This is a genomic window from Frondihabitans sucicola, from assembly GCF_030296615.1.
GTDB lineage: Bacteria > Actinomycetota > Actinomycetes > Actinomycetales > Microbacteriaceae > Frondihabitans > Frondihabitans sucicola.
The window spans coordinates 1,706,471-1,718,918 of sequence record NZ_AP027732.1; the positions used below are offsets into that span (position 1 = coordinate 1,706,471).

Consider the following 12,448-nt stretch of genomic DNA (forward strand, 5'->3'; position numbering starts at 1 on the left):
AACATCTGTGGAAACGCGCCTCGCGCCCTCCGCGGACGCGGGATCATTTCCTCATGACGCTTTCGTCCCCGACGCCCGCCACCGCCTCCGAGGCGGTCCCGTCGCGCGTCGTTCTCGTCGTCGAAGACGACCCGATCGTGGCCGAGGTGGTCGTGTCGTACCTGCGCAGGCGCGGGCACGTCGCCGAGCTGATCACCGACGGTCTCGCCGCCGTGGCCCGCGTTCGCGAGAGCCGACCCGATCTGATCCTGCTCGATCGGATGCTGCCCGGCATCGACGGTCTCGAGGTGTGCCGACGCATTCGGGCCGAGGTCGACGTGCCGGTGATCATGCTCACCGCCCTCGGACAGGAGGACGATCGCATCGACGGGCTGGAGGCGGGCGCCGACGACTACCTCGTCAAGCCGTTCTCGCCCCGCGAGCTGATGCTGCGCGTCGACGCGGTCCTGCGCCGGACCGCGGTGCCGTTCGAAGCCATCTCCGTGATCCAGCGCGGGCCCTTTCGGCTCGACACGTCTCGGCGCGAGATCACGCTCGACGGCCGCGTACTACCGCTGACCGTTCGCGAATTCGACCTGCTCGAGTTCTTCGTGCGGCACGCCGACCAGGTGTTCCGGCGCGACGAACTCCTGAAGGCCGTGTGGCAGTGGGAACTCGGCGACCTGTCGACCGTGACGGTGCACGTGAGGCGCCTGCGCGAGAAAGTCGAGCCCGATCCGTCCTCACCCGTTCACCTGTTGACGGTGTGGGGCGTCGGCTACCGGTTCGCACCGACGCTCGCTCGCCCGACGCTCGCTCGCCCGACGGCCGCGGACTCGGGTGCCGCGGACGAGGCAGGTTCGGAATGAGCTTCGTGGACTTCCTGCACGTCTGGGCTTTCGCTCTCGGCGCGGCCGTCGCCGTCGGCGTCGTGGCGCTGGTGGTACTGCGCCTTCTGAGGAGCGCGAGCCTGGTGCTGCAAGTCGTCGTCGTCGCCGTCGCCACTGTCGGGTCGCTCGTCTTCGGGATGCTGATCGCGTCGAAGCAGATGTACGTCTCGTCGAACGACTTCGCCCTGTTCCTGTGGCTCGCCCTGCTGGCCGGCGCGGTGTCGGTCGGGCTCGCGATCCTGCTCGGCTCGTCTCTCGTGCGCAACAGTCGGCGCCTCGTCGTGCAGGCTCGCACCGTCGGTGCCGGGCCTGAAGGCCCCGCCGGGCGCGAGGGCGCGGGCGGCTCTGGCGGCTCTGGCTTCGATTCGGGGCGCCACGTGGCGAACGAGTTCGCGGCGCTGGGGCGCGAGCTGGCGGCGTCCGACCTCCGCCTTTCGCAGTCGCGCGAGCGCGAGGCGCGCGCCGAGGCGGCTCGCCGTCAGCTCGTCGCTTGGATCTCGCACGACCTCCGCACGCCGTTGGCCGGCCTTCGCGCCATGGCCGAAGCGCTCGACGACGGCGTCGCCGAAGACGCCCCGAGATACCACCGCCAGATGCTGGCCCAGGTCGACAGGCTCGGCGGCATGGTCGACGACCTCTTCCAGCTCTCGACGTTGCACGCCGGCGCCCTCCGTCTCGCCGTGCAGACGATGAGTGTCACCGAATTGGTCGACGACATCGTCGGCGAGCTGGGGCAGATCGCTCGGTCGCGCGGGCTCACGTTGGTCGGTCGTGACGTCGCCGACATCGCGCTGGAAGCCGACCCCGACGAACTGGCCCGCGCGGTGGCCAACCTGACGATGAACAGCATCCGGTTGTCTCCTCCCGGCAGCGAGATCGTGCTTTCCGCTCGACTCGGCGAAGACGACTTCGTTGTGCTCTCCGTCACCGACTCGGCCGGCGGCATTCGTGAGACCGACCTGGGCCGCGTGTTCGAGCCGGGGTGGCGGGCGAGCGTGTCGCGGACCCCGGGTGCCGGCTCGCCGGCCCAGGTGGGAGGCGCCGGCCTCGGTCTCGCGATCGTGCAGGGCATCGTCGTGGCCCACCACGGCCGGGTGACGGTGTCGAACGTCGACGCCGGGTGCCGGTTCGAGCTGGTCCTGCCGCGTCGCTCCGGTCTCGTGTAGGGAGGGACGCTCTGCCGTCGACGTGACCTGCCGAGAGGGCCGAAATGTACCTCCGGTGCAACCAAAGCGTGCATTTCGGCCCTCTCGAGGCCCCCGAGGACCGGGGGCGTGGCCGATCCGTGATGCGTCAGGCGGGCTCCACGACGAACTGCCGGATCACGTCGAAGTCGCGAAGCGTGCGGGCGAAGCGCGTGTCGGGTGCGAGCCCGGCGACGGTGCGAGCGTCGTCGATCGTGTCGACGTCGGTCAGCTCGGGCAGGAAGTCGACCTCGAGGCCGTGGCGGGCCAAGCGGTGGAGCTGGTGGTTGCCCGTGTCGCTCTGAGACATCGGCACACCGCGGACGACGTCGCCCGTCGGGTTCCGGAGCGCCAGCGCCCAGTAGCCGCCGTCGTCGGCCGGACCGAACCAGGCGTCGACGCCGGTGGGCCACTCCTCGAAGACGGGTGCCAGCATCGCGGCGGTGAGTTGCGGGGTGTCCATCCCGACCAGCACGAGGGGCTCGTCGATCAGGTCGAAGACGGCGCCGAGCCGCTCGTCGAGCCCTCCGGAGACCTGCGGCACGACCTCGTACCCCGCCGCGTCGGCCGGCGGGTTCTCCCCGTCGAAGAGCAGGATCCGACGACTCGCCGGCAGGGCGGAGAGCGTCTCGAGCGTGTCCGAGAGGCTGGCGGAGGCGACGAGCGCCGCCTGCTCGAGGGTGAGCGGCGGGTGCAGTCGCGTCTTGACCTTGCCGGGCAGGCACTCCTTGGCGATCACCACGAGCGCGGTCATCGGGTCACCGCCGACGTGGCCGCGGGGCGCGGAGCGGCGGCCCGGGACGGTGCGTCGCGCAGCAGCGCCGACATGTCGTGGATGGCGCGCATCGTCCCGCGCAGGGTTCCGGTCACCTTGCTGCGCCCGACCCGCGGCGAGTACGGCGCGTCGAGTTCGACGATGCGGAAGCCGCGCTCCGACCCGCGCAGGACCATCTCGAGCGGGTAACCGCTCCGGCGATCCTGCAGGTCGAGGAGAGGAGGTCTTCGCGGCGCGCGGCGCGCATCGGACCGAGGTCGTGCAGGCGCACGCCCGAGGCGCGGCGCATCAGCCGCGCGAGGACCAGGTTGGCGAATCGCGCGTGAAGCGGCCATGCGCCGCGGACGGTCGGGCGTCGGCGGCCGAGAGTGAGGTCGGCGTCACCGGCGGCGACGGGAGCGACGAGGCGAGGGAGATCCTGCGGGTCCATCGAGGCGTCGGCATCGCAGAAGGCGACGACCGGCGCGGTGGCCGCGAGAAGGCCGGCGTGAGCGGCGGCACCGAAACCGCGTCGTGCTTCGGAGACGACGGTGGCGCCGAGTTCGCGGGCCAGGGCGGCGGAGCGGTCGGTCGAACCGTTGTCGACGACGATGGCGCGATAGCCCTCGGGGAGGCGGGAGAGGATCCACGGCAGCGCGGCCTCTTCGTCCAGACAGGGCAGGATCACGTCGACGACGGCGATGCTCATGATGACTCCGGTTCTGCGGCAACCCCAGACGGTGCCGCGAAGAGTGTTCGGAGCCGAGGTCGATTCGGTGGGATGTTACACGCTCGCGCGGAGCGGCGCGCTCGCGAACTCCGCCATGCCCGCGTCGAACGACACCGAGGGCGACCAGCCGAGCTCCACCCGGAGACGTTCGGACGACGCCGTGATGTGCCGGACGTCGCCGGAGCGGTACTCGCCCGTGACGACGGGTTCGAGGCCGCCCGCGTGCCGGCTCAGGGCGGCGGCCATCTCGCCGATCGTGTGGACGTGGCCCGAACCGACGTTGAAGGCCCGGAACGTGTCGGCGCCCTGCTCGGCCGTCCAGTCGAGGGCGGCGACGTTGGCGCCGGCGACGTCGCGCACGTGCACGAAATCGCGCCTCTGGGCGCCGTCCTCGAACACGCGAGGGCTTCGCCGCGCTCGATCGCCGAGCGGAACAGCGACGCGACTCCGGCGTAGGGCGTGTTCTGCGGCATGCTCGGGCCGTAGACGTTGTGGTAGCGCAGCGCTGCGGCGCGTCCGCCGGTGCTGCGGGCCCACGACGTCGCCAGATGCTCCTGCGTCAATTTGGTGATGGCGTACACGTTGCGGGGGTCGAGAGGCGCATCCTCCGCGATCAGCTCGGGCCGGAGGAGCTCGCCGGCATCGTCGCGGGGGTCGAAGACGCCGGCGTCGAGGTCGGCGATGCGGCGCGGGGCCGGCCTCACGATCCCGCCGCTCCCGCGGTAGGCGCCCTCGCCGTAGACGACCATCGACGAGGCCACGACCAGGCGGTCGATCTGCGCCCGGGCCATGGCCGCGAGCACCACCGCGGTGCCGAGCTCGTTGGTCGAGACGTAGTCGGGAGCGTCCTGGAAATCGACTCCCAACCCCACTTTGGCCGCCTGGTGACAGACCGCCGTGACGCCATCGAGGGCTGCGTCGACGGCCGCAGGATCCCGGACGTCGCCCTCGCGGAAGTCCACCCGCGGATCGAACGTCGGCCGGGCTCCGTGCACGTCCGGCCGCAGGTCGTCGAGGACGCGTACCGCCCAACCTCGCTCGAGCGCCGCCGTCACGACGGCGCCGCCGATGAAACCGGCACCGCCCGTGACCAGGAGCAGGTCGTCGCTCACGCCGGAGGCCGGGGAGCGGCGCTCACGGGGCGTGCGAGCACCTCGGTGACCGCCGCCGCAGGGATCAGCTCGCGCGGCGCGAAACCGGCCGGGATGGCCGCGACGATCCGCTCGATCGCTCTGACGATGACGGGTTGCGCCTCGGCGAGTCGCTTCATCACGAGGTCGTGACTCACGCTGTCGCCGTCGGGGGAGTCGTCCTCGTCGCTCGGGGCCAGACCCGCGTCGCTGTCGGTGACGAACGACAGGTTGACCGTGCCGATGTTCAGCTCGGCCGCCAGCGGCACCTCGGGCACCATCGTCATGTTGACGGTGTGCGCGCCGGCCTGCTGCCACCAGAGCGACTCCGCGCGGGTGGAGAACCGCGGCCCCTGGATCACGACGCAGGTGCCGGAGGGAGCGAACGAGCCGAGCTCGGAGGCGAGGGCGTCGATCGCGAAACGGCGAAGCGCAGGATCGAAGGGATCGGCGGCCGCCAGGTGCTGCACCGAGCCCTGATCGAAGAACGTGTCTGCCCGGCCCCAGGTCCGGTCGATGAACTGGTCGGTGACGACGAGGGTCCCCGGCGGGTAGTCGGGGTGCACGCCGCCGACGGCGGACGACGAGACGATCGCTTTCGCGCCGAGCGCTGCGAGCGCCCAGATGTTCGCGCGGAAGCCGATCTGGTGCGGCGGAACCGAGTGGCCTGCGCCGTGCCGCGTCAGGAAGGCGACTCGCTTGCCGCCCAGGACGCCGACGGTCACCGGGCTCGACGTGCGGCCGTAGGGCGTGTCGATCTCGTACGACTCCGCGGTGCCGTCGGCGAAGAGCGAGTAGAGGCCCGAACCGCCGATCACCGCGACGTCGACGCTGGGGAGCCGGCCTGTGGAGGAGTCCCGAGGGTCCGTTGTCATGGGTGCGACACTACTGGGAGACATCCCCGAGTTGGTGAGAGCGAGGCGCGAGTGCGCACCATCGAAGAACACAGCCGGCAGATCGGAGCCCTGGTCGACTCCGCCCTCGCCGGTCGGTCCTCCCACCGGGTCGAGCTCGCAGAGACCGGACTAGCGCGAGGCGTCCTGGCTGCCGACGTGGTGTCGGGCATCGATCTGCCGCCCTTCGACAACTCGCAGATGGACGGTTACGCGGTCGCCTCGGCCGACCTCGCCGAGGGCGCTGCCGCCCTGCGCGTGGCCGCGCGCATTCCTGCCGGGCATGCGCCCGGTTCGCTCGCTCGGGGTACCGCGGCTCCGATCATGACCGGCGCTCCGATCCCCGACGGCGCCGACGCGGTCGTGCAGATCGAGCGTGCCGATCCTGCGAGCTTCCTTCCCGAAGGTCCCGGTCACGTCGTGACCCTGCCCGGGCCGATCGCCCCGGGCACGTTCGTCCGACGCTCCGGCTCCGACCTGCCGCGCGGGCGAGTCCTGTTCCCTCAGGGCACCAGCCTGGGCGCGCCCCAGTGGGGGTCGCTCGTCGCCGCCGGCGTCGACAGCGTTCTGGTCGTCGACCGCCCGCGGATCCTGCTCGTCTCGACGGGCGAAGAACTCGCGGCCGCCGGTCGTCCGCTCGAGCCGGCCACGATCTACGACGCCAACGGGGCGTCGATGTCGGCTGCGCTGACAGAGGCCGGCGCCGAGGTCGTCCTCGAGCGCGTCGGCGACGACCCCGAGGCCCTGCTCGCCGTCGTGCGCCGGCACGCCGGGGTCGATCTGATCGTGACGACGGGCGGGGTGAGCGAGGGGGCGTACGAGGTGGTGCGCGAGACGTTCGGGCCGCGAGGCGTCACCTTCGGCGCCGTGGCCATGCAGCCCGGCGGGCCGCAGGGTTGGGGTTCTCTCGCGGTCGACGACGCCTCGGTGCCCGTCGTCTGCTTCCCCGGCAACCCGGTCAGCGCGCTGATCTCGTTCGAGGCGTTCCTGCGCGCGCCGCTGCTGCGAGCGGGGGTCGGGCGCTGCCTCGGCGCGAGTCGACGGCGATCCTGGCCGAGGGAGCCGACTCACCGCCCGGCAAGCACCAGATCCGGCGCGGGCGCCTCGACGAGGCCGGCCGCGCCCGCTTCGTCGGCGGGCCGAGCTCGCACCTGCTGCACGCGTACGCGGTGGCCACGCACCTCGTCCACGTCCCGCTCGGAGTCAGCCGGGTCGAAGCGGGCGACGAGGTCGTAGTGTGGGCCCTCGATGACTGATTCAGCGGGGTCCGGGCTGTCCCACGTGCGCGACGACGGAAGCGCGCACATGGTCGACGTGACGGCGAAGGCCGAGACCAAGCGCGTCGCCGTCGCGCAGGCCGTCCTGCACACCCGACCCGACGTGATCCTGCAGATCTCCGACGGATCGCTGCCCAAGGGCGAGGCCCTCGGCACGGCGAGGATCGCCGGCATCATGGCCGCCAAGCAGACCTCGAACCTGATCCCGCTCTGCCACCCACTGCCGATCGGCTCGGTCACCGTCGACTTCGAGACGGGCTCCGACTCCGTGCGCGTCCTGGCGTCCGTGTCGACGCGCGGGGTGACCGGCGTCGAGATGGAGGCGCTGACGGCCGCCTCGGTCGCCGCCCTGACCCTGTACGACATGATCAAGGCCGTCGACAAACGGGCCATGATCGACGCGATCCAGGTTCTCGAGAAGTCCGGCGGCAAGTCGGGAGACTGGTCGGGATGAGTCTCGTCTCCTCCGACTCCGCTGCGCACCCGACCCGCACCGCGCTCGTCGTCGTCGCGTCGACCCGCGCCGCCCGGGGCGAGGCGCCCGACCGCACCGGCCCCGTCATCGCCGAGTGGCTCGCCGAGCGCGGCTTCACGGTCGACCAGCCGGTCGTCGTCGCCGACGGCGAACCGGTGGGCCAGGCGCTGATCGCCGGTATCGCGCAGCCGGTCTCGGTCATCGTCACGACGGGGGCACGGGCGTCACGCCGACCGACGCGACCCCCGAGATGACCGCGCCACTGGTCGACAAGCGCCTGCTCGGCATCGAGGAGGAACTGCGGCGTCGGGGCTCGGCTCACACGCCGATGGCTCTGCTGTCGCGCGGCGTCGTCGGGGTTTCCGGTCGCACCCTCGTGGTGAACCTGCCCGGGTCCCCCGGGGGCGTCCGCGACGGGCTGACGCTCCTCGACGAGCTGCTCGATCACCTGCTCGATCAGATCGGGGGCGGCGGCCATGACTGACCCTCGAGTGCTTTCGGCCCGCGTCACCGACTCTCCCCTGTCGATCGCGGCCGTCTCCGACCTCGTCCACGCCGCGACGGCCGGCGCCGTCGTGACGTTCGAGGGTGTCGTCCGCGACCACGACGGCGGTCGCGGGGTCACCGCTCTCGAGTACGAGGCGCATCCGACCGCCACCGACGTCCTGCGTGAGGTCGCCCTCGACATCGCGATGCGTCATCCTGCCGTTGCCCTCGCCGTCGAGCACCGCACCGGCGCGCTCGCCGTGGGCGACGTCGCCCTCGCAGCCGCCGTGTCGAGCGCGCACCGAGCCGAAGCGTTCGCGGCCTGCGCCGAGCTGGTCGACGAGGTCAAGGCGCGCGTTCCGATCTGGAAGAAGCAAGACTTCGTCGACGGCTCCAGCGAGTGGGTCGCCTCCCTCGGCTGATCCCGATTGTCGGTCGCCCGCGCTATTTTCTGCGCAGGCGGAAGGAGGCGTATGAACGACAACGAAGCGCCGAAGGCTGGAGACATCCTCAAGACGATCCACACGATGTTCGGTGTGTCCTGGGATCGCGTCTTTCAATGGGTCGTCGTCGGCTGCGCCAGCGCCTGGTTCTGGATCGCCGTCGTTCTCCCCTCCTGGCATTCCGAGCCCCGAAGCGTGGCCCGGCCCTTCTCCTGGTTCGTCGACATCGCGAAAGACCTGGCGATCCCGATTCCCGGGTGGGCCCATTCGGGAATCGCCTGGTTCGACTCTCCCGAGCGGGGATGGCTGTCCGTTGTTCTCGCCTCGATTGCTGCCCTCTGCGCCACCTGCTTGGTCACGTCGAAGGCGAGTTCCGGCCTGGTGGTCCTGGCTGTTTCGTCCGAGCTTGCGGCCATCCAGATCACGGGTGACCTTCGGCCCGTGCTGTGGACCTTCCTCTTCGCCTGCATTCCGTTTGTGGGTGCCTGTGTCGTCGCCCTGCTGCAATCCGCACGCGTCATCAACGACGACACTCTCCGTTCGCATTTCTTCATCCACTTCATCGTGTCCGACTTTCTTGTCGCGGGGATGAGCATCATCTGGCAGCCGGTTCTGGCGCCGTTCCTCGGATTCTTCGGACTGGTGAGCGTCTTCGGGTGAGGTGATTCTTCCGAGCCCGCCGAAGAACTCGTCGCTGATGCGATGCGACGGCTCAAGGAGCGGGGAGGAAGCCTGGCGGAGTCACCGGCCGTCGACGTGCTGGCAGTGCTCGTCGGCCTCTCTCTCGGCACGCCGACGACCTGGCGGCGAAAGTGGCTCGCCTCGCGGATCGAGTACGCCATCACGCGTGAGCCGATCGGGGCTCGCGTCGTCTCACCCGACTTCACCACCGCGGGGCAGCGCTGGGATGATCGCACAACCGGCTAACCCCCCGTCCCTGCTGACACGACGCTGCCGCGGTCTGGAGCCGCGTGCACAGAGCGAGCGTTTCGGCCTCCGCGGCGGAGTCGCACCCGCCGCGGTCTCGGGTGCCGGGCCGAGCGGCTCGACGCCGGCGCGGAGCGGCATCCAGCCGCAGCCCCGTACCCTTGCTGGGTGGCACACCTCCTCGGCGCAGAAGCGCTTCACCTCGAATACCCGACCCGCGTCATCTTCGAGGGCGTGACCCTCGGCATCGACGAGGGGTCGCGCATCGGCGTCGTCGGGCGCAACGGCGACGGCAAGTCGACCCTCATGTCGCTGCTCGCAGGCCGTCTCGAACCCGACTCCGGAAGGGTGACGCGACGGCGCGGCATCACGATGGGCGTGCTCGACCAGCGCGACATCCTGCCCCTCGACTCGATCGTCAGCGACGTCATCGTCGGCGGCCGCGACGAGCACGAGTGGGCCGGCGACGCCCGCATCCGCGACGTCATCTCGGGCCTCGCCACCGACATCCCGTGGGACTCCACGATCGGCGACCTCTCCGGAGGGCAACGCCGCCGCGTCGCCCTCGCGGCCCTCCTCGTCGGCGACTGGGACGTCCTGTTCCTCGACGAGCCCACCAACCACCTCGACGTCGAGGGTGTCGCCTGGCTCGCTCAACACCTCAAGCGCCGCTGGTCGCCGAACCAGGGCGCGCTCGTCGTCGTGACGCACGACCGGTGGTTCCTCGACGAGGTCTCCACCGACACCTGGGAGGTGCACGACGGCATCGTCGAGGCCTTCGAGGGCGGATACGCCGCCTACGTGCTGCAGCGCGTCGAGCGCGATCGCTCCGCCAGCGTCACCGAGGCCAAGCGCCAGAACCTCATGAAGAAAGAGCTCGCGTGGCTGCGCCGCGGTGCTCCCGCCCGCACCGCCAAGCCGAAGTTCCGCATCGAGGCCGCCGAGACCCTGATCGCCGACGAACCGCCGGCCCGCGACAAGGTCTCGCTCTCGCAGATGGCGACCTCGCGCCTCGGCAAGCAGGTCGTCGACATCGTCGACGCGTCGGTGTCGTACGGCGAACGTCAGGTGTTGAAAGACATCGAGTGGCGGATCGCCCCCGGCGAGCGAACCGGTGTGCTCGGCGTCAACGGTGCCGGCAAGTCGACCCTGCTGAAGCTCGTCACGGGCGCGGTGCTGCCCACCACCGGCCGAGTCACCCGAGGCAAGACCGTGAAGTTCGCGGTGCTCGACCAGCAGCTCGCCGACCTGCACGAGTTCGCGAACGAGCGCGTCAACACGGTCGTCTCGCGCTACCGGTCGTCGTACGTCTCGGGCGGCAAAGAGCTGACACCGGGCCAACTGCTCGAGCGCCTCGGCTTCACGACTCCGCAGTTGCAGACCGCCGTCAAAGATCTCAGCGGTGGCCAGAAGCGCCGGCTGCAGTTGCTGCTGATCCTGCTCGACGAACCCAACGTGCTGATCCTCGACGAGCCCACCAACGACCTCGACACCGACATGCTCGCGGCCATGGAAGACCTCCTCGACACCTGGCCGGGAACGCTCCTCGTCGTGTCGCACGACCGGTACCTCCTGGAGCGCGTCACCGACATGCAGTACGCCGTGCTCGACGGCCGCATGCGGCACCTCCCCGGCGGCGTCGACCAGTACCTGGCGCTGCGCCGCGAGGCCGTGGACGGCGCCGGCGAGGCCACCGACCGCCCGACCGCGACCCAGGGAGCCTCCGCCTCGGTCGCCGCGGCAGCAAAGGCGTCCGGCCTCAGCGGCGCCGAGAAGCGGAACGCCGAGAAAGAGCTGGCCTCGCTCGATCGCCGGATCCAGAAGGCTGCCGCCGAGCGTCAAGCGCTGCTCGACACGTTCGCGGCGCACGACCAGAACGACTACACCGGGCTCGGAGAGCTGCAGGCGAAGGTCGCCGCCGTCGAGGCCCGCAGCGAAGAACTCGAGTCGGCCTGGCTCGTCGTCAGCGAGAAGCTCGAGGGCTGAGCCCGATGGCCGCGGCTCCCGACGCGTGGCAGACCACGGTCACGTCGCGGGTGCTGTCCGTGACGTCGGTGGTGCTCGCGGCGGCCGCCGCGGTCGTGCTGGCCTACTGGCTGGCCGTCGGGCAGAACGTCGACCTCCTCGTGGTCGTGATCGCCCTGATCGTCGTCGCGGCCTTCAGCGCGTCCTGCGCACGGGTGCGGGTGACGGTCGGATCGACGGGGGTCGTCGTCGACTCCGTGGTGCTCGGCTTCCCGCTCGCCCAGTTCGCCCTCGACGACATCGCCGACGCCTGGGTCGACCTCGTCTCCGTCGGGAGCTGGTACGGCTGGGGCTATCGCGCCACGCTCGGCGCGAGCGGCGTGATCCTGCAGCGCGGCCCCGGGCTCGTGCTGTCGTTGGTCTCGGGCAAGGAGTTCACCGTGACGCTGCCGTCGGCCGGCGCGGCGCTCGCCGCGCTGGAGGCTGCTGCCGATGCGCGTGGTGTCTGACGCGCTTGTGCGTGCTGCTGCCCACCTGCTGCCTCCTCCTCCCCCTCCCGCCGGGCCGCCCCTCCTGCCTGCCGTCCCCTCGCCCTCCAGAAATCGAAGGGGATTTTCGGCCAACGGCCTGCGATCGGCACGGGGTCGTCGCCTGCGGAAGAATCCCCTTCGATTTCTGGAGGGGTGGTGCGGAGGGGTGGTGCGGGGGTGGTGGGGAGGGGCGACGGGGGCTAGTCGCCGAGCGTGAGCGACAGGGCGCGGAGGAGCGCGGTGAGCCGCTCCCGGTCGTCGGGGGAGAGGTCGCCGAGCAGGTCGGCCTCGGCGCCGATCAGGTTCGAGATGGCAACGTCGACGGCGCTGCCGCCCCGCGGGGTCATCGTGACCAGGATGCCCCGGCCGTCGCGGGGATCGGTGCGCCGCTCGACGAGGCCGCGGGTGACCAGGCGATCGATGCGGTTCGTCATCGTGCCGCTCGAGACCAGGGTCTGCGTCAGAAGCGCCTTCGGCGAGAGCTGGTAGGGAGCACCGGCGCGGCGGAGGGCCGACAGGACGTCGAATTCCCAGGACTCCAGGTCGCTGGCGACGAAAGCGGCTCGGCGGGCGCGGTCGAGATGCTTCGAGAGCCGCCCCACCCGCGAGAGGACGTGCAGCGGGGCGAAGTCGAGGTCGGGGCGCTCGCGATTCCAGGCGTCGACGATGCGGTCGACCTCGTCTTGCGCTGCGGGTGTCGCCTGCGCATCCTGCTCGGGCATTGGTCCATTATGTCGGCCTACCATCACCAGCGGCCCGCATCGAGGCTGGCCGGAAGCGAGGAA

The 12,448-nt window shown here is 70.9% G+C and carries 12 protein-coding genes and 5 pseudogenes; 12 read left to right on the forward strand and 5 right to left on the reverse strand.

Features of this window, described 5'->3' with window-relative positions; all coding sequences use genetic code 11:
* The first annotated feature begins 53 nt into the window (after positions 1-53).
* Together QUE79_RS08815 and QUE79_RS08820 are read left to right on the forward strand one after the other, a co-directional pair.
* A complete protein-coding gene (locus QUE79_RS08815; RefSeq protein ID WP_286346335.1) occupies positions 54-848 on the forward strand; it encodes a response regulator transcription factor in 795 nt (264 codons plus the stop codon).
* Positions 845-2,035 (forward strand): sensor histidine kinase, encoded by a 1,191-nt coding sequence (locus tag QUE79_RS08820; RefSeq protein ID WP_286346336.1) that lies wholly within the window; start codon positions 845-847, stop codon positions 2,033-2,035. Before QUE79_RS08815 ends, QUE79_RS08820 begins: the two co-directional genes overlap by 4 nt.
* A gap of 127 nt (positions 2,036-2,162) precedes the next feature.
* Here QUE79_RS08820 and QUE79_RS08825 read toward each other — a convergent pair whose 3' ends face one another.
* The 4 genes and pseudogenes from QUE79_RS08825 to QUE79_RS08845 form a co-directional block, all read right to left on the reverse strand.
* Positions 2,163-2,807, reverse strand: a complete 645-nt coding sequence (locus QUE79_RS08825) for a TIGR04282 family arsenosugar biosynthesis glycosyltransferase (protein WP_286346337.1) — start codon at positions 2,805-2,807, stop codon at positions 2,163-2,165.
* A gap of 112 nt (positions 2,808-2,919) precedes the next feature.
* Positions 2,920-3,516 (reverse strand): glycosyltransferase family 2 protein, encoded by a 597-nt coding sequence (locus QUE79_RS08830; RefSeq protein ID WP_350271671.1) that lies wholly within the window; start codon positions 3,514-3,516, stop codon positions 2,920-2,922.
* Between the two features lie 75 nt (positions 3,517-3,591).
* A pseudogene (locus QUE79_RS25420) lies at positions 3,592-4,649 on the reverse strand (NAD-dependent epimerase/dehydratase family protein).
* Positions 4,646-5,542: an MTAP family purine nucleoside phosphorylase gene (locus QUE79_RS08845; RefSeq protein ID WP_286346339.1), complete on the reverse strand. Its 897-nt coding sequence runs from the start codon at positions 5,540-5,542 to the stop codon at positions 4,646-4,648. Before QUE79_RS08845 ends, QUE79_RS25420 begins: the two are co-directional and overlap by 4 nt.
* Before the next feature lie 51 nt (positions 5,543-5,593).
* On the opposite strand from QUE79_RS08845, the pseudogene QUE79_RS08850 reads away from it, so the two are divergent.
* The 10 genes and pseudogenes from QUE79_RS08850 to QUE79_RS08890 all read left to right on the forward strand — a co-directional run.
* Positions 5,594-6,499, forward strand: a pseudogene (locus tag QUE79_RS08850) (molybdopterin molybdotransferase MoeA); the annotation flags it as partial.
* Complete coding sequence (locus QUE79_RS08855; RefSeq protein WP_286346678.1) at positions 6,457-6,816, forward strand: hypothetical protein; 360 nt, start codon at positions 6,457-6,459, stop codon at positions 6,814-6,816. The pseudogene QUE79_RS08850 and the gene QUE79_RS08855, both read left to right, overlap by 43 nt.
* Positions 6,809-7,291, forward strand: coding sequence for a cyclic pyranopterin monophosphate synthase MoaC (gene moaC / locus QUE79_RS08860; protein ID WP_286346340.1), 483 nt, complete (start codon positions 6,809-6,811; stop codon positions 7,289-7,291). The genes QUE79_RS08855 and moaC overlap by 8 nt, the downstream gene beginning before the upstream one ends.
* Positions 7,288-7,796, forward strand: a pseudogene (locus QUE79_RS08865) (MogA/MoaB family molybdenum cofactor biosynthesis protein). The gene moaC and the pseudogene QUE79_RS08865 overlap by 4 nt, the downstream one beginning before the upstream one ends.
* Positions 7,789-8,220 (forward strand): molybdenum cofactor biosynthesis protein MoaE, encoded by a 432-nt coding sequence (locus QUE79_RS08870; RefSeq protein WP_286346341.1) that lies wholly within the window; start codon positions 7,789-7,791, stop codon positions 8,218-8,220. The pseudogene QUE79_RS08865 and the gene QUE79_RS08870 overlap by 8 nt, the downstream one beginning before the upstream one ends.
* Before the next feature lie 51 nt (positions 8,221-8,271).
* Positions 8,272-8,901, forward strand: coding sequence for a hypothetical protein (locus tag QUE79_RS08875; RefSeq protein WP_286346342.1), 630 nt, complete (start codon positions 8,272-8,274; stop codon positions 8,899-8,901).
* A gap of 42 nt (positions 8,902-8,943) precedes the next feature.
* On the forward strand, positions 8,944-9,168 hold the full coding sequence (locus QUE79_RS08880; protein WP_286346343.1) for a hypothetical protein: 225 nt from the start codon (positions 8,944-8,946) through the stop codon (positions 9,166-9,168).
* 234 nt (positions 9,169-9,402) lie between these two features.
* Positions 9,403-9,805 (forward strand): annotated as a pseudogene (locus QUE79_RS26135) (ATP-binding cassette domain-containing protein); the annotation flags it as partial.
* 170 nt (positions 9,806-9,975) lie between these two features.
* Positions 9,976-11,154, forward strand: a pseudogene (locus QUE79_RS26140) (ABC-F family ATP-binding cassette domain-containing protein); the annotation flags it as partial.
* A gap of 5 nt (positions 11,155-11,159) precedes the next feature.
* Positions 11,160-11,642 carry a hypothetical protein gene (locus tag QUE79_RS08890; RefSeq protein ID WP_286346345.1) on the forward strand — a complete coding sequence of 161 codons (483 nt, stop codon included), beginning with the start codon at positions 11,160-11,162 and terminating at the stop codon, positions 11,640-11,642.
* A gap of 221 nt (positions 11,643-11,863) precedes the next feature.
* Here the strand turns inward: QUE79_RS08890 and QUE79_RS08895 are convergent, their stop codons facing one another.
* Positions 11,864-12,385, reverse strand: a complete 522-nt coding sequence (locus QUE79_RS08895) for a MarR family winged helix-turn-helix transcriptional regulator (RefSeq protein WP_286346346.1) — start codon at positions 12,383-12,385, stop codon at positions 11,864-11,866.
* Positions 12,386-12,448: the final 63 nt, after the last annotated feature.

Bases quoted from the DNA above. Each gene is read 5' to 3' on its own strand.
- QUE79_RS08870 (WP_286346341.1), top strand. From the start codon at position 7,789: ATGACTGACCCTCGAGTGCTTTCGGCCCGCGTCACCGACTCTCCCCTG.
- QUE79_RS08830 (WP_350271671.1), bottom strand. From the start codon at position 3,516: ATGAGCATCGCCGTCGTCGACGTGATCCTGCCCTGTCTGGACGAAGAG.
- moaC (WP_286346340.1), top strand. From the start codon at position 6,809: ATGACTGATTCAGCGGGGTCCGGGCTGTCCCACGTGCGCGACGACGGA.
- QUE79_RS08875 (WP_286346342.1), top strand. From the start codon at position 8,272: ATGAACGACAACGAAGCGCCGAAGGCTGGAGACATCCTCAAGACGATC.
- QUE79_RS08880 (WP_286346343.1), top strand. From the start codon at position 8,944: ATGCGACGGCTCAAGGAGCGGGGAGGAAGCCTGGCGGAGTCACCGGCC.
- QUE79_RS08820 (WP_286346336.1), top strand. From the start codon at position 845: ATGAGCTTCGTGGACTTCCTGCACGTCTGGGCTTTCGCTCTCGGCGCG.
- QUE79_RS08895 (WP_286346346.1), bottom strand. From the start codon at position 12,385: ATGCCCGAGCAGGATGCGCAGGCGACACCCGCAGCGCAAGACGAGGTC.
- QUE79_RS08890 (WP_286346345.1), top strand. From the start codon at position 11,160: ATGGCCGCGGCTCCCGACGCGTGGCAGACCACGGTCACGTCGCGGGTG.
- QUE79_RS08825 (WP_286346337.1), bottom strand. From the start codon at position 2,807: ATGACCGCGCTCGTGGTGATCGCCAAGGAGTGCCTGCCCGGCAAGGTC.
- QUE79_RS08845 (WP_286346339.1), bottom strand. From the start codon at position 5,542: ATGACAACGGACCCTCGGGACTCCTCCACAGGCCGGCTCCCCAGCGTC.
- QUE79_RS08815 (WP_286346335.1), top strand. From the start codon at position 54: ATGACGCTTTCGTCCCCGACGCCCGCCACCGCCTCCGAGGCGGTCCCG.